23 protein-coding genes are annotated in these 21,361 nt (G+C 53.0%); 14 read left to right on the top strand and 9 right to left on the bottom strand.

Going from position 1 to position 21,361, the window contains the following annotated elements:
- Window positions 1–44: 44 nt before the first annotated feature.
- On the bottom strand, window positions 45–647 hold the full coding sequence (locus HV243_RS19100; protein ID WP_003021524.1) for a peroxiredoxin: 603 nt from the start codon (window positions 645–647) through the stop codon (window positions 45–47).
- A 168-nt stretch (window positions 648–815) separates the two neighbouring features.
- The gene (gene acpH / locus HV243_RS19095) at window positions 816–1,397 is read right to left on the bottom strand and encodes an ACP phosphodiesterase (RefSeq protein ID WP_181603865.1); all 582 of its coding nucleotides are present in this window, start codon (window positions 1,395–1,397) and stop codon (window positions 816–818) included.
- Window positions 1,398–1,614: 217 nt separating this feature from the next.
- Here acpH and queA point away from each other — a divergent pair, with 217 nt between their 5' ends.
- From queA to HV243_RS19060, 7 genes are all read left to right on the top strand, one after another.
- Window positions 1,615–2,685: a tRNA preQ1(34) S-adenosylmethionine ribosyltransferase-isomerase QueA gene (gene queA, locus HV243_RS19090; protein WP_003021529.1), complete on the top strand. Its 1,071-nt coding sequence runs from the start codon at window positions 1,615–1,617 to the stop codon at window positions 2,683–2,685.
- Window positions 2,686–2,740: 55 nt separating this feature from the next.
- Window positions 2,741–3,868, top strand: a complete 1,128-nt coding sequence (gene tgt, locus HV243_RS19085; protein WP_003021535.1) for a tRNA guanosine(34) transglycosylase Tgt — start codon at window positions 2,741–2,743, stop codon at window positions 3,866–3,868.
- 22 nt (window positions 3,869–3,890) lie between these two features.
- Window positions 3,891–4,223 (top strand): preprotein translocase subunit YajC, encoded by a 333-nt coding sequence (gene yajC, locus HV243_RS19080; protein WP_003021544.1) that lies wholly within the window; start codon window positions 3,891–3,893, stop codon window positions 4,221–4,223.
- 27 nt (window positions 4,224–4,250) lie between these two features.
- Window positions 4,251–6,098, top strand: a complete 1,848-nt coding sequence (gene secD, locus HV243_RS19075) for a protein translocase subunit SecD (protein ID WP_003021547.1) — start codon at window positions 4,251–4,253, stop codon at window positions 6,096–6,098.
- Between the two features lie 10 nt (window positions 6,099–6,108).
- Window positions 6,109–7,080, top strand: a complete 972-nt coding sequence (secF, locus tag HV243_RS19070) for a protein translocase subunit SecF (RefSeq protein WP_003021550.1) — start codon at window positions 6,109–6,111, stop codon at window positions 7,078–7,080.
- 169 nt (window positions 7,081–7,249) lie between these two features.
- Window positions 7,250–7,615: a VOC family protein gene (locus HV243_RS19065; RefSeq protein ID WP_016152028.1), complete on the top strand. Its 366-nt coding sequence runs from the start codon at window positions 7,250–7,252 to the stop codon at window positions 7,613–7,615.
- 23 nt (window positions 7,616–7,638) lie between these two features.
- Window positions 7,639–8,331, top strand: a complete 693-nt coding sequence (locus tag HV243_RS19060; protein ID WP_053388989.1) for a YafY family protein — start codon at window positions 7,639–7,641, stop codon at window positions 8,329–8,331.
- Window positions 8,332–8,376: 45 nt separating this feature from the next.
- Here HV243_RS19060 and HV243_RS19055 read toward each other — a convergent pair whose 3' ends face one another.
- Both HV243_RS19055 and HV243_RS19050 read right to left on the bottom strand, forming a co-directional pair.
- A complete protein-coding gene (locus tag HV243_RS19055; protein WP_003021561.1) occupies window positions 8,377–9,240 on the bottom strand; it encodes a nucleoside-specific channel-forming protein Tsx in 864 nt (287 codons plus the stop codon).
- Window positions 9,241–9,538: 298 nt separating this feature from the next.
- Window positions 9,539–10,078: a DUF3251 domain-containing protein gene (locus HV243_RS19050; protein ID WP_046276106.1), complete on the bottom strand. Its 540-nt coding sequence runs from the start codon at window positions 10,076–10,078 to the stop codon at window positions 9,539–9,541.
- 153 nt (window positions 10,079–10,231) lie between these two features.
- Between HV243_RS19050 and nrdR the strand changes: the two genes are divergently transcribed.
- The 6 genes from nrdR (at window position 10,232) to pgpA (ending at window position 14,335) form a co-directional block, all read left to right on the top strand.
- Window positions 10,232–10,681: a transcriptional regulator NrdR gene (gene nrdR / locus HV243_RS19045; protein WP_016152032.1), complete on the top strand. Its 450-nt coding sequence runs from the start codon at window positions 10,232–10,234 to the stop codon at window positions 10,679–10,681.
- A gap of 3 nt (window positions 10,682–10,684) precedes the next feature.
- A complete protein-coding gene (gene ribD / locus HV243_RS19040; RefSeq protein WP_016152033.1) occupies window positions 10,685–11,788 on the top strand; it encodes a bifunctional diaminohydroxyphosphoribosylaminopyrimidine deaminase/5-amino-6-(5-phosphoribosylamino)uracil reductase RibD in 1,104 nt (367 codons plus the stop codon).
- A gap of 86 nt (window positions 11,789–11,874) precedes the next feature.
- The gene (ribE, locus tag HV243_RS19035; protein WP_016152034.1) at window positions 11,875–12,345 is read left to right on the top strand and encodes a 6,7-dimethyl-8-ribityllumazine synthase; all 471 of its coding nucleotides are present in this window, start codon (window positions 11,875–11,877) and stop codon (window positions 12,343–12,345) included.
- A 19-nt stretch (window positions 12,346–12,364) separates the two neighbouring features.
- The gene (gene nusB, locus HV243_RS19030) at window positions 12,365–12,784 is read left to right on the top strand and encodes a transcription antitermination factor NusB (RefSeq protein WP_000801129.1); all 420 of its coding nucleotides are present in this window, start codon (window positions 12,365–12,367) and stop codon (window positions 12,782–12,784) included.
- A gap of 77 nt (window positions 12,785–12,861) precedes the next feature.
- Window positions 12,862–13,839, top strand: coding sequence for a thiamine-phosphate kinase (gene thiL, locus HV243_RS19025; RefSeq protein ID WP_053388988.1), 978 nt, complete (start codon window positions 12,862–12,864; stop codon window positions 13,837–13,839).
- Window positions 13,817–14,335 carry a phosphatidylglycerophosphatase A gene (gene pgpA, locus HV243_RS19020; RefSeq protein ID WP_016152036.1) on the top strand — a complete coding sequence of 173 codons (519 nt, stop codon included), beginning with the start codon at window positions 13,817–13,819 and terminating at the stop codon, window positions 14,333–14,335. Before thiL ends, pgpA begins: the two co-directional genes overlap by 23 nt.
- A gap of 100 nt (window positions 14,336–14,435) precedes the next feature.
- Here the strand turns inward: pgpA and yajO are convergent, their stop codons facing one another.
- The 4 genes from yajO to xseB are packed head-to-tail and all read right to left on the bottom strand — an operon-like array spanning window position 14,436 to window position 18,496.
- Window positions 14,436–15,410, bottom strand: a complete 975-nt coding sequence (gene yajO, locus HV243_RS19015; protein WP_053388987.1) for a 1-deoxyxylulose-5-phosphate synthase YajO — start codon at window positions 15,408–15,410, stop codon at window positions 14,436–14,438.
- Window positions 15,411–15,466: 56 nt separating this feature from the next.
- On the bottom strand, window positions 15,467–17,329 hold the full coding sequence (gene dxs / locus HV243_RS19010; protein WP_049281998.1) for a 1-deoxy-D-xylulose-5-phosphate synthase: 1,863 nt from the start codon (window positions 17,327–17,329) through the stop codon (window positions 15,467–15,469).
- 24 nt (window positions 17,330–17,353) lie between these two features.
- Entirely contained in the window at window positions 17,354–18,253 is a 900-nt protein-coding gene (gene ispA / locus HV243_RS19005) for a (2E,6E)-farnesyl diphosphate synthase (protein ID WP_016152039.1), read from the bottom strand.
- Complete coding sequence (gene xseB / locus HV243_RS19000; protein ID WP_016152040.1) at window positions 18,254–18,496, bottom strand: exodeoxyribonuclease VII small subunit; 243 nt, start codon at window positions 18,494–18,496, stop codon at window positions 18,254–18,256.
- Window positions 18,497–18,704: 208 nt separating this feature from the next.
- Between xseB and thiI the strand changes: the two genes are divergently transcribed.
- Entirely contained in the window at window positions 18,705–20,153 is a 1,449-nt protein-coding gene (thiI, locus tag HV243_RS18995) for a tRNA uracil 4-sulfurtransferase ThiI (RefSeq protein ID WP_005125147.1), read from the top strand.
- A 99-nt stretch (window positions 20,154–20,252) separates the two neighbouring features.
- On the opposite strand, the gene HV243_RS18990 is transcribed toward thiI, so the two are convergent.
- On the bottom strand, window positions 20,253–21,332 hold the full coding sequence (locus tag HV243_RS18990; protein ID WP_053388986.1) for a hypothetical protein: 1,080 nt from the start codon (window positions 21,330–21,332) through the stop codon (window positions 20,253–20,255).
- Window positions 21,333–21,361: the final 29 nt, after the last annotated feature.

Below are 21,361 nucleotides of genomic sequence, written 5' to 3'. Positions count from 1 at the left end.
ATAAAAAAGGCCCGCATTTGCGGGCCTCTTACGATTCATGCCAATTACAGGCTGGAAACGTTCTCGGTCAGGTATTTTGCCACGCCGTCCGGAGACGCGTTCATACCTTCTTTACCTTTTTCCCACTGTGCCGGGCAAACGTCGCCGTGCTCTTCGTGGAACTGCAGCGCGTCAACCATGCGCAGCATTTCGTCGATGTTACGACCCAGCGGCAGATCGTTAACCACCTGGTGGCGAACAACGCCGTTAGCGTCGATCAGGAAAGAACCGCGCAGAGCAACGCCCGCTTCCGGGTGCTCGATGCCGTAGGCTTTCTGGATTTCGCGTTTGATGTCAGCAACCATTGCGTATTTCACTGCACCGATGCCGCCTTTGTCGACAGGGGTGTTACGCCATGCGTTGTGGACAAATTCAGAGTCGAAGGAAACGCCAACAACTTCCACGCCGCGCTTCTGGAATTCTTCGTAACGTTTGTCGAAAGCGATCAGTTCAGACGGGCAAACGAAGGTGAAGTCCATCGGCCAGAAGAACAGAACGGTAGTTTTACCGTTGGTATGCTGTTTGAAGTTGAAGTTTTCAACGATCTCACCGCTACCCAGTACCGCAGCTGCTGTGAAATCCGGAGCCTGACGAGTTACCAGTACCATATAATTCTCCTGCAATGTTAAGGGGTTTTTGGAACGCAACGCGGGCCAGTATAGAGAGTGTTCGCGAATAAGACAAAGAGGCGCTGGCAATCAATGAGACAGGTTTTGTCTATCAATCTTTTGCCGGATGGCGGCTACTGCTTATCCGGCGGCTAATACGGGCTGTAGTCAAAGGGTTTTACGCTGCGCCTGTTCCATCATTTGCGGATAAAACTGCCAGAACCGTTCCTCTAACGCATCGTAATGCGTATCCAGGTCATACCATGAGTCACGCAGGGCATCGAGTCGTGGGCGGCGGCTGGCCATGCCATTCAGGACGTTCTGGATAAAATCCATGTCCCGATAGCGCTCAAGCCATTTCTCTGACCACATATAGTTGTTTAAATTGATAAAGCGCGGTGGCGATTCAGGCAAAATAGTGGTCACCTGGGTGCGAGCATAGCGCACAAAGTCCGCCAGCGGGAAGTCGGGGGATATTTCCGACCAGTGGCGCGACAGAAAATGATCCCACATTACGTCCAGCGTAATCGCCGCGACACGGCGCGTTTCGCTGCGAAACCACTCTTTGGCTTCACGCACCTGCGGCAGGTTATCGGTCATCACGTCGATACGACGGTGCATGAAGATGCCTTCCACCACGTCAGGCGAATAGTGCGTTTCCGGATTGCCCCGGACAAAGTCGGCCAACAAATTGCCGGAAAGCGAGCTGTCGGCGAGGTGAGCCAGATGCAAATGTGCAAGAAAATTCATATCCACTTCATCCTTCAAACTGCCTCTTTGTTGGCTGCCTTCACTCACCCCAGTCACTTACTTGAGTAAGCTCCCGGGGACTCATTCAGTTGCCGCCTCGATGCATCTTGAATGATTTTGTGTATAGATTATGTCTTTTAACTTGAGGGGTAAAGGTTGCAGGGAGGACGCCCCGGCACTAGACTACCCGCCTCTTATTTTAGTCTGAGTCAGTGTCATGCGCGTTACCGATTTCACCTTTGAACTACCCGAATCCCTGATTGCCCACTATCCGCAAGCTGAGCGCAGTAGTTGCCGCTTGCTGTCTTTGGACGGGCCGACGGGCGCGCTGACGCACGGTACTTTCACCGATTTGCTCGATAAGCTCAACCCTGGCGATTTGCTGGTCTTTAACAACACCCGCGTTATTCCGGCGCGTCTGTTTGGCCGTAAAGCCAGCGGCGGCAAGATCGAAGTGCTGGTCGAGCGTATGTTGGATGACAAACGTATTCTGGCGCATATTCGCGCCTCGAAAGCGCCAAAGCCGGGGGCCGAGCTGCTGCTGGGCGACGACGAAAGTATTAAAGCAACGATGGTGGCACGCCATGACGCGCTGTTTGAAGTCGAGTTTAACGACGAGCGCAGCGTGCTGGATATCCTTAACGCCATCGGCCATATGCCGCTGCCACCGTATATTGACCGTCCGGATGAAGATGCCGATCGCGAGCTGTATCAGACCGTGTATAGCGAAAAACCCGGTGCGGTCGCCGCGCCGACTGCGGGTCTGCACTTTGACGATCCGCTGCTGGCTAAGCTGCGCGATAAAGGCATTGAAATGGCGTTCGTCACGCTGCACGTGGGCGCGGGGACTTTCCAGCCGGTGCGCGTAGACACCATCGAAGATCACATCATGCACTCCGAATATGCGGAAGTGCCGCAGGATGTCGTTGATGCTGTGCTGGCGGCGAAAGCGCGCGGCAACCGCGTGATTGCGGTGGGCACCACCTCCGTACGTTCACTGGAAAGCGCGGCACAGGCGGCCAAAAACGACCTTATCGAGCCGTTTTTCGGCGATACGCAAATATTCATTTATCCTGGCTATAAATATCAGGTGATTGATGCCCTGGTAACCAACTTCCACCTACCGGAATCAACGCTGATCATGCTGGTTTCCGCGTTTGCTGGTTATAAAAACACCATGCACGCCTATCATGAAGCGGTAAAAGCGGAATATCGCTTTTTTAGTTACGGTGATGCGATGTTTATCACGTACAATCCGCAGGCTATTTCTGAGCGTGTCGGGGAATAAATCCGCGATATGAGTATTTAAAACGTCGGACTGTTTTTCTGACGCAGGAGTTAAGATGAAATTTGAACTGGATACCACAGACGGTCGCGCTCGCCGCGGCCGCTTGGTTTTTGATCGTGGCGTAGTAGAAACACCTGCTTTTATGCCGGTCGGTACTTACGGCACCGTGAAAGGCATGACGCCGGAAGAAGTTGAAGCAACTGGCGCGCAGATTATCCTCGGTAACACCTTCCACCTGTGGCTGCGCCCGGGGCAGGAAATCATGAAACTGCATGGCGATCTGCACGATTTTATGCAGTGGAAAGGGCCAATCCTCACCGATTCCGGCGGCTTCCAGGTTTTCAGCCTGGGTGATATCCGTAAGATTACCGAGCAGGGCGTGCATTTCCGTAACCCAATCAACGGCGATCCGATTTTCCTCGATCCCGAGAAGTCGATGGAGATTCAATACGATCTCGGTTCCGATATCGTCATGATCTTCGACGAATGTACACCGTATCCGGCCGACTGGGACTATGCTAAACGCTCGATGGAGATGTCTCTGCGTTGGGCGAAGCGCAGTCGGGATCGTTTTGATAGCCTCGGCAACAAAAATGCGCTTTTTGGCATCATTCAGGGCAGTGTTTACGAAGATTTACGTGATATCTCCGTTAAAGGTCTGGTAGACATCGGTTTTGATGGCTACGCTGTCGGCGGTTTGGCTGTCGGTGAGCCGAAGGAAGATATGCACCGCATCCTGGAGCATGTATGCCCACAGATTCCGGCAGATAAACCTCGTTACCTGATGGGCGTCGGCAAACCAGAAGATCTGGTTGAAGGCGTACGTCGCGGTATCGATATGTTTGACTGCGTGATGCCAACGCGAAATGCCCGTAATGGTCATTTGTTTGTGACTGACGGCGTGGTAAAAATTCGTAACGCGAAACATAAAAGCGACACCAGTCCGCTCGATGCTGAGTGTGATTGCTACACCTGTCGCAATTATTCGCGCGCTTACTTGCATCATCTCGACCGTTGCAACGAAATATTGGGCGCGCGACTCAACACGATTCATAACCTTCGCTACTACCAGCGTTTGATGGCGGGTTTACGCAAGGCTATTGAAGAGGGTAAATTAGAGAGCTTCGTGACCGATTTTTACCAACGTCAGGGTAGACCAGTTCCACCTGTGAACGTTGATTAATTTTAATAATGAGGGAATTTGAATGAGCTTTTTTATTTCTGATGCGGTAGCGGCAACAGGTGCTCCGGCGCAGGGCAGCCCGATGTCTCTGATTCTGATGCTGGTGGTGTTTGGTCTGATTTTCTACTTCATGATCCTGCGCCCGCAGCAAAAGCGCACCAAAGAACACAAAAATCTGATGAACTCCATTGCGAAAGGCGATGAAGTGCTGACTAACGGTGGTCTGGTGGGTCGCGTGACCAAAGTAGCAGAATCTGGCTACATCGCTATCGCGCTGAACGACACCACTGAAGTGGTTATTAAACGTGATTTCGTAGCTGCCGTTCTGCCGAAAGGCACCATGAAGGCGCTGTAATTTATTGTTTTCCCAAAGGGAACTGCCGTGTTAAACCGTTATCCTTTGTGGAAGTATGTCATGCTGATCGTCGTTATTGTCGTCGGTCTGCTCTATGCGCTTCCCAACCTGTATGGTGAGGATCCGGCTGTTCAAATCACTGGCGTGCGCGGTGCCGCCGCCAGTGAGCAAACGCTGATCCAGGTCCAGAAAACGTTACAAGAAGATAAAATCACACCTAAGTCTGTGGCTCTGGAAGAGGGTGCTATTCTTGCGCGCTTCGACTCCACTGATACCCAACTGCGCGCTCGTGAAGTGTTAATGGGCGTATTGGGCGATCAATACGTCGTGGCGCTTAACCTTGCACCGGCAACTCCACGCTGGCTGGCAGCCATTCACGCAGAACCGATGAAACTCGGTCTTGACCTGCGTGGCGGCGTTCACTTCCTGATGGAAGTGGATATGGACACCGCGCTGAGTAAGTTGCAGGAACAAAATATCGATAGCCTGCGCAGCGATCTGCGTGAAAAAGGCATTCCTTATACTACCGTTCGCAAAGAAGATAACTACGGTCTGAGCATCACCTTCCGTGATAGCAGCGCCCGTGATGAAGCTATCTCTTACCTGAGCAAGCGTCACCAGGATCTGGTTATTTCCAGCCAGGGCAGCAATGCTCTGCGTGCGGTGATGACCGATGCGCGCCTGAGCGAAGCCCGTGAATACGCGGTACAGCAGAACATCAACATTCTGCGTAATCGTGTTAACCAACTGGGTGTTGCTGAGCCGGTGGTCCAACGTCAGGGTGCTGACCGCATTGTGGTCGAACTGCCAGGCATTCAGGATACCGCGCGTGCGAAAGAAATTCTGGGCGCTACCGCGACGCTGGAATTCCGTCTGGTGAACACCAACGTTGACCAGTCTGCTGCGGCATCCGGGCGTGTACCGGGTGATTCGGAAGTGAAACAGTCTCGTGAAGGTCAGCCGGTTGTGCTGTACAAACGCGTGATCCTGACCGGTGATCATATCACCGACTCCACTTCCAGCCAGGACGAATACAATCAGCCGCAGGTTAACATCTCGCTGGATAGCGCGGGTGGTAACATCATGTCCAACTTCACCAAGGACAACATCGGTAAGCCGATGGCGACCCTGTTCGTGGAGTACAAAGACAGCGGTAAAAAAGATGCCAACGGTCGCGCCGTGCTGGTGAAACAGGAAGAGGTGATTAACATCGCCAATATCCAGTCTCGCCTGGGCAACAGCTTCCGTATCACCGGTATTAACAACCCGAACGAAGCGCGTCAGCTTTCTCTGCTGTTACGTGCCGGTGCGTTGATTGCGCCGATTCAGATTGTTGAAGAACGTACCATCGGTCCTACCCTGGGTATGCAGAACATTAAACAGGGTTTGGAAGCGTGTCTGGCCGGTCTGGTGGTGTCTATTCTGTTCATGATCTTCTTCTATAAGAAGTTCGGTCTGATCGCGACCAGTGCGCTGATTGCTAACCTGGTACTGATTGTCGGTATTATGTCGCTACTGCCGGGCGCTACGCTGAGTATGCCGGGGATTGCGGGGATCGTCTTAACCCTTGCCGTCGCGGTCGATGCGAACGTACTGATTAACGAACGTATCAAAGAAGAGTTGAGTAACGGGCGTTCGGTGCAGCAGGCCATCAATGAAGGTTATGCGGGCGCATTTAGCTCCATCTTTGATGCGAACATTACGACGCTGATTAAGGTCATTATCCTGTACGCAGTTGGCACCGGGGCAATTAAAGGGTTCGCGATTACTACCGGTATTGGTGTGGCGACGTCGATGTTTACCGCGATTGTCGGTACACGTGCCATCGTAAACCTGTTGTATGGCGGCAAGCGCGTCAAAAAGCTGTCAATCTGAGGAGTGCGAAGTGGCACAGGAATATACTGTTGAACAATTGAACCACGGCCGTAAAGTCTGGGACTTTATGCGCTGGGACTACTGGGCTTTCGGCATTTCAGGTTTCCTGCTGATTGCGGCCATCGTGGTGATGGGCGTACGCGGGTTTAACTGGGGTCTCGATTTCACCGGTGGTACGGTAATTGAAATCACGCTGGAAAAACCGGCCGATATGGACGTGATGCGCGATGCGCTGGAGAAAGCGGGCTTTGTTGATCCGCTTCTGCAGAACTTCGGCAGCAGCCACGACATTATGGTGCGTATGCCGCCAACTGAAGGCGCAGACGGCGGTCAGGTACTGGGCAGCAAAGTGTTGAGTGTGATTAACGAATCCACCAACCAAAACGCCGCGGTGAAGCGAATTGAATTCGTGGGTCCGAGCGTGGGTGCAGACCTGGCGCAAACCGGTGCAATGGCGCTGATGGCGGCGTTGATATCTATCCTGGTGTACGTCGGTTTCCGCTTTGAGTGGCGACTGGCGGCAGGGGTAGTTATCGCTCTGGCGCACGACGTGATTATCACACTTGGGATCCTGTCGTTGTTCCATATCGAGATTGATCTGACTATCGTCGCATCGTTGATGTCGGTAATCGGTTACTCGCTGAACGACAGTATCGTCGTATCTGACCGTATTCGTGAAAACTTCCGCAAAATTCGTCGCGGTACGCCTTACGAAATCTTTAACGTGTCATTGACTCAGACGCTGCACCGTACGTTGATTACGTCCGGTACGACGTTGATGGTTATTCTGATGCTGTTCCTGTTCGGTGGTCCGGTACTGGAAGGCTTCTCGCTGACGATGCTGATCGGTGTTTCCATCGGTACTGCATCTTCTATCTACGTAGCATCGGCGCTGGCGCTGAAGCTGGGTATGAAGCGTGAGCACATGCTGCAGCAGAAGGTTGAGAAAGAAGGGGCGGATCAACCGTCAATTCTGCCTTAAACTATTAAGAGTGAAGATACTGGAATCCCGATCGCAAGGTCGGGATTTTTTTTGCCTGCGATTTGCGAGCAGTCCATTATCTTTTCCGGTCGCCATACTACTGACAGTATGCTGTCAGTAGCCCTGTCTTATAGTCCTTCCGAGATTACCCACACAGGCAGGAGGAAGTATGAATAACGTAATTAGCTGGTTTGAAATCCCCGTGGCACAAATGGAGCGCGCCATTGCTTTTTATGAGCCAGTGATGCAGGTTTCTTTGCGTCGTGAGAATATGGACAGCGCGGAGCTGGCCGTATTTCCACATCAGGATCCCGCTCCCGGCGGGGCGCTGGCTAAATTTGACGGTATTACGCCTTCAGCGCAGGGCGCTATTATTTATCTGCATACGGACGATTTGGCTGCAACGCTTAAACGCGTCGCCACCGCTGGCGGTCAGTGCGTGTTTGGTCCGCTCGAACTGGGGCAGGATATTGGCACTATTGCGCTGTTTACTGACAGCGAAGGCAATCGTGTTGGTTTACATCAACCCGCGTAATATTTTCAGGACTGAGGATTAAAATGACCAGACGCGCCGACCGCTTGTTTCAGATTGTACAAATCCTGCGTGGCAGGCGAGTGACAACGGCGGCGCTGCTGGCAGAACGTCTTGAGGTTTCTGAACGGACGATTTATCGCGATATCCGCGATCTCTCTTTATCCGGCGTGCCCATTGAAGGTGAAGTGGGCAGTGGATACCGCTTAATGGCGGGGTTTGATCTGCCGCCGTTGATGTTAACGCATCGCGAATCAGAAGCGTTAATGGTAGCGATTCGGTTGCTGAAAACATGGGGCGGGGATTCACTCTCACAGGCGCTGGAATCCGCGCAGGAAAAAGTGCTGGCGATATTGCCGCCAGAGTGTCGGCGCAGAGCCGAGCAAACGCGGGTTTTCGCGCCAGATTTTGGCAATCAGCCGCATTCACGCAGTGCTTTTGATCTCTTACATCGCGCGGTTTCGGCGCAGCAGGTGCTGGCGCTGCATTATCGCGACGAGTCCGGGAATCTCTCTTGGCGCGACGTTCAGCCGCTGGGGTTATTTTTCTGGGGTGAGCACTGGTTGCTGGTTGCCTGGTGCGAGAAACGTGACGATTATCGCTGCTTTCGCGTTGATCGGTGTCTGAAGATCACGCCGCTCGACAGGCATTTTCGTGAATCTGCAGATCGCTCGCTAAGTGACTTTTTACGTAAAGTACGCTGTGAAGACCAGCCATAAAAAAGCCAGCGGTTAAGCTGGCTTGTCTGCGATAAATTGGCAGGATTAGAAGTTGTAACCTACGACCAGGTAACCACCCCAACCGGTAGATTTCGCGCTGAAGTCGCCTTCGCCCCAGTTCAGAGTATCTCCACCTTTCCACTGGCCGCCGTTATGGAAGTAACGCGCTACTACGGAGTAGTGCCAGTGATCGTAGTTCAGCGCCAGGACGTGGCTGGAAGCGATAGAGTTGCTGGTGCGGTTCGGATCATCACCCAAATCGGAGCCCCAGTCGAAGTTGGTGAAGCCGATGTAGGTCAGTTGGCCGCCCCAAACTTGGGTGATCGGCACAAAGTATTTCACTTTGAAACGGTAGCCATCCCACTCGTTTTCGTTGGATGCGCCATAGTTCTGCCACTGGTATTTAGCATACACGTTCAGGGACAGACCCATCGGCAGACCGGTATCGATATCGGTACCCAGACCCATATACCAGGTGCTCTGGCGGCTGGCTTTGTTATCACCCATATCGTAGATGTAGTTGTTGGCGAAATACCACTCTTTGAACGGACCAAAGCTCAGGTCAGCACCGGTCAGTTTATCGATGGAGAAACGCGGTTCGATTTCCATAAACAGCGGGGAACCGTCAGACCAGATGCCTTTATCGTTGCCGTTACCCCAGTCGAAGGTTTTCGGAATATCGATGTAGCCATAGAAGTCAAACCAGTCTTTTTTGGCAAACGCTTCGTATTCCAGATACACGTCATTGTTCAGTTTCGGAGAGAAACGGGTGTGGTAGCTTCCCACCACGTTGACGCTCTGGTGCCACCAGTCGGACAGATATTGCGGTTTGTCATTTTCTGCAGCGTTGGCAGTAAAAGACGAGGAGAGCGCCAGCACTGCACCGGCTGCAAGTAATGTTTTTTTCATATGTATGCCACTGTTTGAAATCCCTTTCGGGAGTGAAAAAGGCGCAAATTGCGTTTCTAAATATTTCGTGTTTCTTCGGAGCCTATTATAAAAATCATTGTTCACAAAAATATGTGTTGTTTCACAGTTCTATCATTTACGTAATCGATTGCGTTCACGTTTGCTCACTTTAGGCGGCGAATTGTACTGGCTCCCATGAATGTTGCCAAGTTTTACCAGAAATATCGGTTATGTCAGGTGAGTAACAAAACGGGCCGGAGTGATGTTGCGGAACGCACAAAACGTCCCGCAAAAAAGTTTATTGATTAACAGGCTGGATGTCGTGGATACGAACAAATCCTAACTGGTCCGGAGAGAGGCCATTTATCTGCAGCGGAATGTCTACGTCGCTGGGAGCAAGGATACTTGCCGGGGCCGTTACCAATTGGTTCTGAACGTTCGTTTCCTGATAGTTATCCGTGGTGCCCTGAATTTGTCCATACTCTACGGCGGCGCTAAAGGCGGGTAAAGGCGTAGTGGATTCACCCTGAATACGTAATGTGAGCCGCGTGCCGTCGGCGTTCGGCGCAATATTGACAAGTGACATCCGTAACATGCCAATCTGGCTGTCCAGTCGGGCTGGTGTATTGGAACCCGGCAGCAGATAGGCTCCGCTGGTTGATTTGGCATTCAACATATTTTGTTGTGTAATTTTTACCGTTTCCTGATTTAGCTGTGTCATCTCTTTATTCAACGTACTAACGCTTTGATGCATCTGGCGTACTTCGCTTTGCTGTGCGCATGCGCTAAGACTAAAGAGACTTCCCACCAGGAGAATTCTTAGGTAACGTCTTGTCATTGTGATTACTTCCTTCATTGTCGCGATAGCATAATGGTAGTGCGCACCGAGCACGAAGGCATCGATCCTTTGTCTCAAAAGCGCTGCGCCTTTGTTGTCACGCCAGTTCAGGGTAAAATAGATTTCTGTTAACCACTGAGGACAGGACGCCGTATGCATTGCCCATTCTGTTTCGCCGTAGACACTAAGGTAATTGACTCTCGTCTTGTAGGCGAGGGCTCCTCAGTACGCCGCCGTCGGCAGTGTCTGGTCTGTAACGAACGTTTCACCACTTTTGAAGTGGCTGAACTTGTCATGCCACGCGTTGTGAAAAGCAACGATGTGCGTGAACCCTTTAATGAAGATAAGCTGCGCAGCGGCATGCTCAGAGCGCTTGAGAAACGTCCGGTCAGCTCAGATGACGTCGAAATGGCGTTGAACCATATCAAATCACAACTGCGTGCGACTGGCGAGCGTGAGGTGCCGAGCAAGATGATCGGCAACCTGGTGATGGAGCAGTTGAAAAAACTCGATAAAGTCGCCTACATCCGCTTTGCCTCGGTTTACCGGAGTTTCGAAGATATCAAAGAATTTGGCGAAGAGATTGCTCGCCTACAGGACTAAGCCATGCAGGATGAATTGTACATGGCGCGCGCGCTGAAGCTTGCTGCGCGCGGACGTTTTACCACTCACCCCAATCCCAACGTGGGCTGCGTGATTGTCAAAGATGGGGAGATCGTCGGTGAAGGGTATCATCACCGCGCGGGTGAACCGCATGCCGAAGTCCATGCTCTGCGCATGGCTGGAGAAAAAGCGCAAGGGGCGACTGCCTATGTAACGCTTGAACCCTGCAGCCATCATGGTCGTACCCCCCCGTGCTGCGATGCGCTGATTGCCGCAGGCGTGTCACGTGTGGTTGCAGCGATGCAGGATCCCAATCCGCAGGTAGCAGGTCGTGGTCTCTACCGTTTGCAGCAGGCGGGCATTGACGTCAGTCACGGGCTGATGATGAGCGAGGTTGAGCAGCTTAATAAAGGCTTTCTCAAGCGTATGCGTACGGGATTCCCCTACGTGCAGCTTAAACTTGGTGCATCGCTTGATGGGCGTACGGCGATGGCCAGTGGTGAAAGCCAGTGGATAACCTCGCCACAGGCGCGTCGCGATGTGCAACGATTACGGGCGCAAAGCCACGCCATCTTAACCAGCAGCGCTACGGTGTTGGCTGACGACCCTCAGCTTACCGTGCGTTGGTCGGAACTTGGGGAGTCAACCCAGGCGAGTTACCCGCAGGAAAATCTGCGCCAGCCTATCCGCATTGTTGTTGATAGCCAGAATCAGGTCACGCCGGAACACCGTATTGTGCAACAGCCTGGAGAAACCTGGATTGCCCGGACAAAAGATGATCCTCGTAGTTGGCCGGAGACGGTGCGCAGCCTGAAGGTGCCGGAACATAACGGGCATCTGGATCTGGTGGTGCTGATGATGCAACTGGGCAAGCAGCAAATTAACAGCATTTGGGTTGAAGCAGGTCCAACGCTTGCGGGCGCGTTATTACAGGCCGGTCTGGTCGATGAGCTAATTGTGTATGTTGCGCCTAAACTGTTAGGCAGCGATGCACGAGGATTATGTGTGCTTCCAGGCCTTGAGAAACTGGCTGACGCCCCCCATTTCAAATTCAACGAAATACGCCATGTAGGTCCGGACCTTTGCCTGCATTTAGTGGGCGCATGATCTCCCGGTTCGAAAGGGAAGCAGCGCACAGATTATTATGATAAAATCCGCCCCCCTGCGGGGTCTAGTGAATCCGAAGGAAGAATATGAACATTATTGAAGCTAACGTTGCTACCCCGGACGCTCGCGTCGCCATCACCATTGCGCGTTTCAACAACTTTATCAATGACAGCCTGCTGGAAGGTGCGATCGACGCCCTGAAACGTATTGGTCAGGTTAAAGATGAAAACATTACCGTCGTTTGGGTTCCGGGCGCGTATGAGCTGCCGCTGGCAGCCTCAGTACTTGCAAAATCCGGTAAATACGACGCGGTGATTGCGTTAGGTACGGTGATTCGTGGTGGTACCGCGCACTTCGAATATGTGGCTGGCGGTGCAAGCAATGGCCTGGCGCATGTCGCTCAGGACAGTGGCATTCCGGTAGCCTTCGGTGTTCTGACCACCGAAAGTATTGAACAAGCCATCGAACGTGCTGGCACTAAAGCCGGCAACAAAGGCGCAGAAGCTGCACTGACTGCACTTGAAATGATTAATGTATTGAAAGCCATCAAGGCCTGATTTTTGTAAGGGGAAATCCGTGAAACCTGCTGCTCGTCGCCGCGCCCGTGAGTGTGCCGTCCAGGCGCTCTACTCCTGGCAGTTGTCCCAGAACGACATCGCTGATGTTGAATACCAGTTCCTGGCGGAACAGGACGTAAAAGATGTCGACGTTCTGTATTTCCGTGAACTGCTGTCCGGGGTGGCGACTAACAGCGCGTACCTGGATGGATTAATGAAGCCTTATCTGTCTCGTCTGTTGGAAGAGCTGGGTCAGGTAGAAAAAGCCGTGCTGCGTATTGCGCTGTTTGAACTGTCTAAACGTAGTGATGTGCCGTACAAAGTGGCCATCAACGAAGCGATTGAACTGGCGAAAACCTTCGGCGCTGAAGACAGCCATAAATTCGTGAACGGCGTACTGGATAAAGCAGCACCTGTGATTCGCCCCAACAAAAAGTAATCCCGAGGCCGGCTGGATGGTGGAACTTGTTTCCGCTGACCCCGGCTTTTTCTTTTTTTTCTGCTGAGGCATAACGTATGGCATGCGGCGAATTTTCCCTGATTGCCCGTTATTTTGACCGCGTAAGAACGTCTCGTCTTGATGTCGAAACCGGTATTGGTGACGATTGCGCACTTCTGAACATCCCTGAAAAACAAACGCTGGCGATCAGCACTGATACGCTGGTGGCAGGCAATCACTTCCTCCCCGACATTGATCCCACCGATCTCGCCTGGAAAGCGCTGTCAGTGAATTTGAGCGATCTGGCGGCGATGGGAGCCGATCCTGCGTGGCTGACGCTGGCGCTCACACTGCCTGACGTCGATGAAGCCTGGCTTGAAGCCTTCAGCGATGGCCTGTTTGAACTCCTCAATTACTATGATATGCAGCTGATAGGTGGTGACACCACGCGTGGGCCACTGTCGATGACGCTGGGTATCCACGGCTACGTCCCTGTTGGACGGGCCTTAAAACGCTCCGGTGCGAAACCGGGGGACTGGATTTATGTGACCGGTACGCCGGGCGACAGCGCGGCCGGGCTGGCGATTTTGCAGGATCGCTTGCAGGTGGCAGATGCAAAAGACGCAGACTATCTGCTTAAACGTCATCTGCGTCCAACGCCGCGTATTTTGCAGGGACAAGCCCTGCGCGATCTGGCCAGTGCGGCTATCGATATTTCCGACGGCCTGATTTCCGATCTGGGGCATATCGTCAATGCCTGCGGCTGTGGGGCGCGGGTTAACGTCGATGCGTTGCCATACTCCACGGCATTTGCCCAACACGTTGAGCCGGAACAAGCCCTGCGCTGGGCGCTTTCGGGGGGTGAAGATTATGAGTTATGCTTTACCGTACCGGAAATTAACCGTGGCGCACTGGACGTGGCGCTGGGAAATCTCGGCGCATCGTTTACCTGCATTGGGCAGATGAGCGCGGACGTGGAAGGCATTCACTTTACGCGCGACGGAAAACCCGTCACGTTCGACTGGAAAGGATATGACCATTTTGCCGCGCCTTAAAAAAGATGTCGCCAAAAGCCGCCTGAGTATGCGCAATCCGTGGCACCTGTTGGCCACCGGTTTTGGCAGCGGGCTGAGCCCAATTGTTCCAGGCACGATGGGATCGCTGGCGGCGATCCCTTTTTGGTATTTAATGACGTTTCTGCCGTGGCAGCTGTATTCACTGGTGGTCATGTTGTCTATCTGTATCGGCGTTTATCTGTGCCATCAAACGGCGAAAGATATGGGCGTGCACGATCACGGTAGCATTGTTTGGGACGAGTTTGTCGGGATGTGGATAACCCTGATGGCGCTGCCGACCCACGACTGGCAGTGGGTCGCCGCGGGATTTGTGATTTTCCGTATTCTGGATATGTGGAAGCCGTGGCCGATCCGTTGGTTCGATCGCAACGTGCATGGCGGTACGGGGATCATGATTGATGATATTGTGGCCGGAATACTCTCCGCCGGAATTTTGTATTTTATCGGCCATCACTGGCCGGTAGGGATCATTTAAATAGGTTTGCCGGATGGCAGCGTAAACGCCTTATCTGGCCTGGAAACACGATGGCGGTTTCGTAGGCCCGATAAGCGCAGCGCCATCGGGCAATGCCAGATTATTTAAATCCGACCACCGGATGCTGTTTGTACGGCGTTTCCAGCTCGGCAATCTGCTCTGGCTTCAGCGTCAAATCCACCGCATTAAGTAACTCATCCAGCTGTTCCTCGCGCGAAGTGCCGATAATCGGCGCTGCCACCCCCGGTTTGCTCAGCAGCCAGGCCAGCGCAACCTGCGCACGCGTTACGCCTAATTCCTCACTGACACAGGTCAGCCGCGCGGCAATTTGGGCGTCGTTTTCATCGCTGTCACTGTATAAATTTTTACCGACTTCATCAGAAACCAGACGTGCGGTCGTTTCTCCCCAGGGGCGCGTCAGGCGACCACGCGCTAGCGGACTCCAAGGGATCACCGCGACGCCTTCCTGATAGCAAAGCGGCAGCATTTCGCGCTCTTCCTCACGGTAGATCAGGTTGTAGTGATCCTGCATGCTAACGAACTGCGCCCAGCCGTGTTGTTTCTGTAAGGCCAGCGCCTGAGCAAACTGAGATGCGTGCATGGATGAGGCGCCAATATAGCGAGCTTTACCGGCTTTCACTACGTCGTTAAGGGCTTCCAGAGTTTCTTCGATAGGCGTATTGTAATCCCAGCGGTGAATTTGCAGGATGTCCACATAGTCCATACCCAGGCGTCTGAGGCTATCGTCGATTGAGCGCAAGATTTGTGCGCGGGATAATCCTTCCGCTAAATCATCAACCTGGTGAAAAACCTTGGTGGCGACCACGACATCTTCGCGGCGGGCGAAATCACGCAGTGCGCGGCCGACAATCTCTTCGCTGCTGCCAGCGGAGTAGCTGTTGGCGGTATCAAAAAAGTTAATGCCGCCTTCAAGAGCGTGTTTGATTATCGGGCGGCTGCTTTCTTCTGGTAGCGTCCAGGCGTGATTGCCGCGATTGGGCTCGCCAAACGTCATGCAACCCAGGCAAAGGCGGGAGACCCGTAGGTCGGTTTTTCCTAAGGTGTTGTATTTCATTAATCCACTCCTGCTATGCTCGTGATGAGTTAAGCATAGCAGGAGCGGGGAGGGGATTATGCCAGCCAGGCCTTGATTTTGGCCTCAATTCCGGCGGCATTAAGTCCCAGTTCGGCGCGAGCCTCGTCCTGAGTCCCCTGCGGGATGAAGAAGTCAGGCAGGCCAATGTTCAGCACCGGAACAGGCTTGCGATGGGCCATTAGCACTTCGTTTACGCCGCTACCAGCGCCGCCCATAATGGCATTCTCTTCGAGGGTGACCAGCACCTCGTGTTGGGCTGCCATTTCGAGGATCAACGTTTCATCCAGCGGTTTCACAAAGCGCATATCAACCAGCGTGGCGTTCAGTGATTCTGCGACCTGAGCGGCTTCCGGCATTAGGGTGCCGAAGTTGAGAATCGCCACTTTCTCCCCGTGACGCTTCACGATGCCTTTGCCGATTGGCAGATGTTCCAGCGGCGCCAGCTCAACGCCCACCGCGTTACCGCGCGGATAACGTACGACCGTTGGACCGTCGTTGTAGTGATAGCCGGTGAACAGCATCTGGCGACATTCGTTCTCATCGCTTGGGGTCATAATGACCATTTCCGGGATGCAGCGCAGGAAAGAGAGGTCGAACGCCCCTTGGTGGGTTTGTCCATCTGCGCCAACGATACCTGCCCGGTCGACGGCGAACAGGACCGGCAGTTTCTGGATGGCGACATCATGCAGTACCTGATCGTAAGCGCGTTGCAGGAAGGTGGAGTAAATAGCCACGACCGGCTTATAACCGCCAATCGCCAGACCGGCCGCAAACGTCACCGCGTGCTGCTCGGCAATCGCCACATCAAAGTAGCGGTCCGGGAACTTACGTGAGAACTCCACCATACCGGAGCCTTCGCGCATCGCCGGGGTGATCGCCATCAGCTTATTGTCTTTCGCCGCGGTCTCACACAGCCAGTCACCGAAGATTTTTGAATAGCTCGGCAGGCCGCCGCTGCTTTTCGGCAGACATCCGCTGGATGGATCGAATTTGGGTACCGCGTGGAACGTAATCGGATCTTTTTCCGCTGGCTCGTAGCCACGACCTTTTTTGGTCATGATGTGCAGGAACTGTGGACCTTTGAGATCGCGCATGTTCTTAAGCGTGGTGATAAGCCCCAGCACGTCGTGACCGTCCACCGGACCAATATAGTTAAAGCCCAGTTCTTCAAACAGCGTACCCGGCACAACCATGCCTTTGATGTGCTCTTCGGTACGTTTGAGCAGTTCTTTAATCGGTGGTACACCGGAGAACACTTTCTTCCCGCCTTCGCGCAGCGAGGAGTAGAGTTTGCCTGAGAGCAGTTGCGCCAGGTGATTGTTCAGCGCGCCGACGTTCTCTGAAATCGACATTTCGTTGTCGTTGAGGATAACCAGCATGTCGGGCTTAATATCACCCGCGTGGTTCATCGCTTCAAATGCCATGCCTGCGGTGATTGCACCGTCCCCAATCACACAAACGGTACGGCGTTCCTTGCCTTCTTTCTCGGCAGCAACCGCAATACCGATACCTGCGCTGATGGAGGTTGAGGAGTGCCCAACGCTCAGTACGTCATATTCGCTCTCACCGCGCCATGGGAATGGATGCAAACCGCCTTTCTGCCGAATGGTGCCGATTTTATCGCGGCGGCCGGTCAGAATTTTGTGCGGGTAAGCCTGATGTCCCACATCCCAGATTAACTGGTCAAACGGGGTGTTGTAGACGTAGTGCAGCGCTACGGTGAGTTCCACCGTGCCCAGACCAGAGGCGAAGTGCCCGCTGGAACGGCTTACGCTGTCGAGCAAATAGCGGCGCAGTTCGTCGCAAAGCTTTGGCAGGCTCTCTTTTGGCAGCAGGCGTAACTCCTGAGTGGAGTCGACCAGCGCCAGGGTCGGGTATTTGGCTATATCAAAACTCATCGCAAGCTCATGGGATATGTTGGTTTATTTATCACGCTGGATTATGTAGTCCGCTAGCGCTTCCAGTGCCGAGGTATCGAGTGACTGTGCGGCCAGCAAACTTAGCGACTGGCGGGCATCCTCAATTAAATCCCGGGCTTTATTCTGGGCTTGCTCAAGACCCAGAAGTGCAGGATAGGTACTTTTGCCAAGCTGCTGGTCAGCACCCTGACGTTTACCCAATGTTGCAGTATCGCCTACCACATCCAGGATGTCATCCTGAACCTGGAAGGCCAGACCGATGCTTTCTGCGTACTTGTCGAGTATTGCCAGGCATTCTCGCCCTTTATCGCCAGCGCTTAACGCACCCAGACGCACGGCGGCGCGAATCAATGCCCCGGTTTTATGGCGGTGAATACGCTCCAGCGCATCCAATTCTACCTGATGGCCTTCAGCGTCCAGATCCAACGCCTGACCGCCGCACATACCGGCGATACCGCTGGCCTGGGCCAGTTCAGAGATCATCGCGATGCGGTCACGGTCAGAAACTTCCGGCATCGGGGCGTCGCTGATAATGGAGAACGCCAGCGTCTGTAGCGCATCTCCAGCCAGGATCGCATTAGCCTCGCCAAATTTTACGTGGCAGGTCGGCAGACCGCGGCGCAGGTCATCGTCGTCCATCGCGGGTAAGTCATCGTGCATCAGCGAATAGGCATGGATACACTCGACGGCGGCAGCGGGAGCATCAAGCGTACTCAGGCTGACGCCAAACATCTGACCGGTCGCGTACACCAGAAACGGGCGCAGACGTTTACCGCCTAATAATGCGCCATATTGCATGGTTTCGACCACGGGAGTGTTCTGAAAGGGCAATGGCGCGATAAAACGGCTCAGTGCCTGGTTGGCCTGCTCAACGCAAGCCTGTAGCTGCTGCGTAAAATCCATTTACTCATTATCCGGTGTGAAAGGCGTAAGGGCGGCGTCTTCAGTATCTGACAGCAGGATTTGTACGCGCTGTTCAGCCTGTTGCAACTTGACCTGTCCCTGACGTGCTAACTGTACGCCACGTTCAAATTCGTTCAGCGCTTCTTCCAGCGGCAGGTCGCCGCTTTCCAGACGGGTAACAATCTGTTCCAGGTCGCTCAGCGCTGTTTCAAAACTGGCTGGCGCTTCATTTTTCTTCGGCATAATGAATGTCTGACTCTCTGTATTGGCAGCACAAGGCTATGGTAACGGACTCGCACTGATAAGCAAATAACGCACAATGGTAAGGCGATGTGCACAGGATGACCATGATGGTGGTATACTTGCGCGCCTGGATGCAGCCGCAGGGTATGGGCTGCTGTATTTTTTTCCATTACAAGTCATTCAGACTTGCCAAAGAACCATTGCCGCCATGAAGTTTATCATTAAATTGTTCCCAGAAATCACCATCAAAAGCCAATCTGTGCGTTTGCGCTTTATAAAAATTCTGACAGGGAACATTCGTAACGTTTTAAAGCACTATGATGAAGACCTTGCCGTTGTCCGCCACTGGGATCACGTTGAGGTTCGCGCTAAAGATGAAAGCCAGCGCCTGGATATTCGCGACGCGCTGACCCGTATTCCGGGGATCCACCATATTCTCGAAGTTGAAGACGTGCCGTTTACCGATATGCACGATATTTTTGAGAAAGCGCTGGTGCAGTATCGCGATCAACTGGAAGGCAAAACCTTCTGCGTTCGCGTTAAGCGTCGCGGTAAGCATGAGTTTAGCTCTATTGAGGTGGAACGCTATGTTGGCGGTGGACTGAACCAGCATATTGAATCCGCGCGCGTGAAGCTGACGAAGCCGGACGTGACGGTTAATCTTGAAATCGAAAACGACCGTCTGCTGCTGGTTAAAGGCCGCTATGAAGGTATTGGCGGTTTCCCGATCGGGACGCAGGAAGATGTACTATCGCTGATTTCCGGTGGTTTCGACTCCGGCGTGTCCAGCTATATGCTGATGCGTCGCGGTTGCCGCGTGCACTACTGCTTCTTTAATCTCGGCGGCGCAGCGCATGAAATCGGCGTTCGTCAGGTGGCGCATTATCTGTGGAACCGCTTTGGTAGCTCGCATCGCGTGCGTTTTGTCGCGATCAACTTTGAGCCGGTGGTTGGCGAGATCCTGGAGAAAGTCGACGACGGTCAGATGGGCGTGGTCCTTAAACGTATGATGGTTCGTGCAGCGTCGAAAGTCGCTGAGCGCTACGGCGTACAGGCGCTGGTAACCGGTGAAGCGCTGGGCCAGGTGTCCAGCCAGACGCTGACCAACCTGCGCCTGATCGATAACGTTTCTGACACCCTGATCCTGCGCCCGCTTATCTCCCATGATAAGGAGCACATCATTAATCTGGCGCGTGAAATTGGTACTGAGGACTTTGCCCGTACCATGCCGGAATACTGCGGTGTGATTTCAAAAAGCCCGACGGTGAAAGCGATTAAAGCGAAGATTGAGGCCGAAGAAGAAAACTTCGATTTCTCTATCCTCGATAAAGTGGTTGAAGAAGCGAACAATATCGATATTCGTGATATCGCCCAGCAGACGCAGCAGACCGTGGTGGAAGTGGAAACCGTGAGCGGCTTCGGCCCGAACGATGTGATTCTGGATATCCGCTCTGTGGATGAACAGGATGACAAACCGCTGAAGGTTGACGGTGTGGACGTCGTTTCTCTGCCGTTCTACAAACTGAGCACAAAATTCGGCGATCTGGACCAGAGTAAAACCTGGCTGCTGTGGTGTGAACGCGGAGTGATGAGCCGTCTGCAGGCGCTGTATCTGCGCGAGCAGGGCTTTGAAAACGTGAAGGTATATCGCCCGTAGTGACTTTTGCCTGAGGGTGCTGCGCTTATCAGGCCTGCAAGCGGTATGTTTTGTAGGCCTGATAAATTGTTTATGCTGCCATCCGGCAATATAACAATATTATTCAAAACGGATGGGGAGCTTTTTCCCGTTCGACACCCAGACACCCTGATAGACGCCGTCTTTTAACTCCAGCGTTATCTTCTCTTCCGATTGTTCAGCGGCAGAGGTCTTCAGTACATAATGTTGATTGTCGGCTGTGTCGCATTTACCGTTTAATTCAATCGGTGCGCCAAATTTCTGGTAAAAGTAAGCCCCTTCAAAAAAATAACCGTATTTGCAGTCGACCTTCAACACAATACGCATGCTTTTTCCCAACGTGCCGTACATGACCTTGCCGTCAATGCCGGGCGCTGGCGAAACCGGTGTAGATCTCTTTGCGGTAGTCAGATACTGGCCGTAAGGCGTGAGCTGATCATGCAGTTCAACGGTCGGGATTTTCGTGGTGAAATCGCCCAGTTCGTCACCCGCGCGATTGGCGTGGTTGCTACAACGTCCATTCAGGAAAGCCAGATGGTCTTTTTGCAGGGAGAATTTGTCGATGTAGTACAGACCGTCGGTGTAGGTTGCACATGATGCGTAGAATTCGGCAAAGCCAGAATCTCCACCGTCTTCTTTTATTTGCTCCGGCTTTTGTGATTTCTGTGCGGCAACAAAGGTATCAATTTGGCTGCGGATATCTTTTCTGATGCGGGTGTTTAATTCGGTCATCGTGGAGCGGGAAAAGAGGTCGTTAAGGGTAATTGTCGCGCCGTTGGCTAAATCGAAGCTGATCGGTACATTGTACGACTCGCAATACGCCCCGCAGCCTTCGACAAACATGTTGAGGGTCAACACTTTGGCGTCGCGATACTCAACCGTGTAGTCAAGGTTTGCGGTGGGATTCATCTCTGATTTCGCAAACTGATTCACGGTCGCTCGTGGATTATTTCCCGGTAGCTGATTGATAAAGCTTGTGAAAATATAATCGTTAATGCGTTTTGCAACCTGTGGGTTATCCGTTGAGGTAAACCACGGCACGCGATATTGCATCTCAGTGCTTGCGGGATAGCGATACTCAAGGCTCTCAATTTCAAGTTGAGTCGCACTGGCGTAGCCGGAAAGGAGCAGTAAAGCCACTCCGCTCAGATATCCTTTCATCATAATTCCTTGAATGCGAGTGGCCTGAA

The sequence above is a fragment of the Citrobacter sp. RHBSTW-00599 genome (genome assembly GCF_013784065.1).
GTDB lineage: Bacteria > Pseudomonadota > Gammaproteobacteria > Enterobacterales > Enterobacteriaceae > Citrobacter > Citrobacter braakii.
The sequence above is the reverse complement of the archived record's forward strand: the minus strand, read 5'-3'. Positions and strand labels throughout refer to the sequence as shown.

What these genes read in the sequence shown, in the direction of transcription:
- HV243_RS18990 (WP_053388986.1), bottom strand. Translation starts at nt 21,332, where the DNA reads ATGAAAGGATATCTGAGCGGAGTGGCTTTACTGCTCCTTTCCGGCTAC.
- ispA (WP_016152039.1), bottom strand. Translation starts at nt 18,253, where the DNA reads ATGGATTTTACGCAGCAGCTACAGGCTTGCGTTGAGCAGGCCAACCAG.
- yajC (WP_003021544.1), top strand. Translation starts at nt 3,891, where the DNA reads ATGAGCTTTTTTATTTCTGATGCGGTAGCGGCAACAGGTGCTCCGGCG.
- acpH (WP_181603865.1), bottom strand. Translation starts at nt 1,397, where the DNA reads ATGAATTTTCTTGCACATTTGCATCTGGCTCACCTCGCCGACAGCTCG.
- xseB (WP_016152040.1), bottom strand. Translation starts at nt 18,496, where the DNA reads ATGCCGAAGAAAAATGAAGCGCCAGCCAGTTTTGAAACAGCGCTGAGC.
- thiL (WP_053388988.1), top strand. Translation starts at nt 12,862, where the DNA reads ATGGCATGCGGCGAATTTTCCCTGATTGCCCGTTATTTTGACCGCGTA.
- dxs (WP_049281998.1), bottom strand. Translation starts at nt 17,329, where the DNA reads ATGAGTTTTGATATAGCCAAATACCCGACCCTGGCGCTGGTCGACTCC.
- yajO (WP_053388987.1), bottom strand. Translation starts at nt 15,410, where the DNA reads ATGAAATACAACACCTTAGGAAAAACCGACCTACGGGTCTCCCGCCTT.
- HV243_RS19060 (WP_053388989.1), top strand. Translation starts at nt 7,639, where the DNA reads ATGACCAGACGCGCCGACCGCTTGTTTCAGATTGTACAAATCCTGCGT.
- pgpA (WP_016152036.1), top strand. Translation starts at nt 13,817, where the DNA reads ATGACCATTTTGCCGCGCCTTAAAAAAGATGTCGCCAAAAGCCGCCTG.
- nrdR (WP_016152032.1), top strand. Translation starts at nt 10,232, where the DNA reads ATGCATTGCCCATTCTGTTTCGCCGTAGACACTAAGGTAATTGACTCT.
- HV243_RS19065 (WP_016152028.1), top strand. Translation starts at nt 7,250, where the DNA reads ATGAATAACGTAATTAGCTGGTTTGAAATCCCCGTGGCACAAATGGAG.
- HV243_RS19050 (WP_046276106.1), bottom strand. Translation starts at nt 10,078, where the DNA reads ATGACAAGACGTTACCTAAGAATTCTCCTGGTGGGAAGTCTCTTTAGT.
- ribD (WP_016152033.1), top strand. Translation starts at nt 10,685, where the DNA reads ATGCAGGATGAATTGTACATGGCGCGCGCGCTGAAGCTTGCTGCGCGC.
- ribE (WP_016152034.1), top strand. Translation starts at nt 11,875, where the DNA reads ATGAACATTATTGAAGCTAACGTTGCTACCCCGGACGCTCGCGTCGCC.
- HV243_RS19055 (WP_003021561.1), bottom strand. Translation starts at nt 9,240, where the DNA reads ATGAAAAAAACATTACTTGCAGCCGGTGCAGTGCTGGCGCTCTCCTCG.
- tgt (WP_003021535.1), top strand. Translation starts at nt 2,741, where the DNA reads ATGAAATTTGAACTGGATACCACAGACGGTCGCGCTCGCCGCGGCCGC.
- thiI (WP_005125147.1), top strand. Translation starts at nt 18,705, where the DNA reads ATGAAGTTTATCATTAAATTGTTCCCAGAAATCACCATCAAAAGCCAA.
- HV243_RS19100 (WP_003021524.1), bottom strand. Translation starts at nt 647, where the DNA reads ATGGTACTGGTAACTCGTCAGGCTCCGGATTTCACAGCAGCTGCGGTA.
- queA (WP_003021529.1), top strand. Translation starts at nt 1,615, where the DNA reads ATGCGCGTTACCGATTTCACCTTTGAACTACCCGAATCCCTGATTGCC.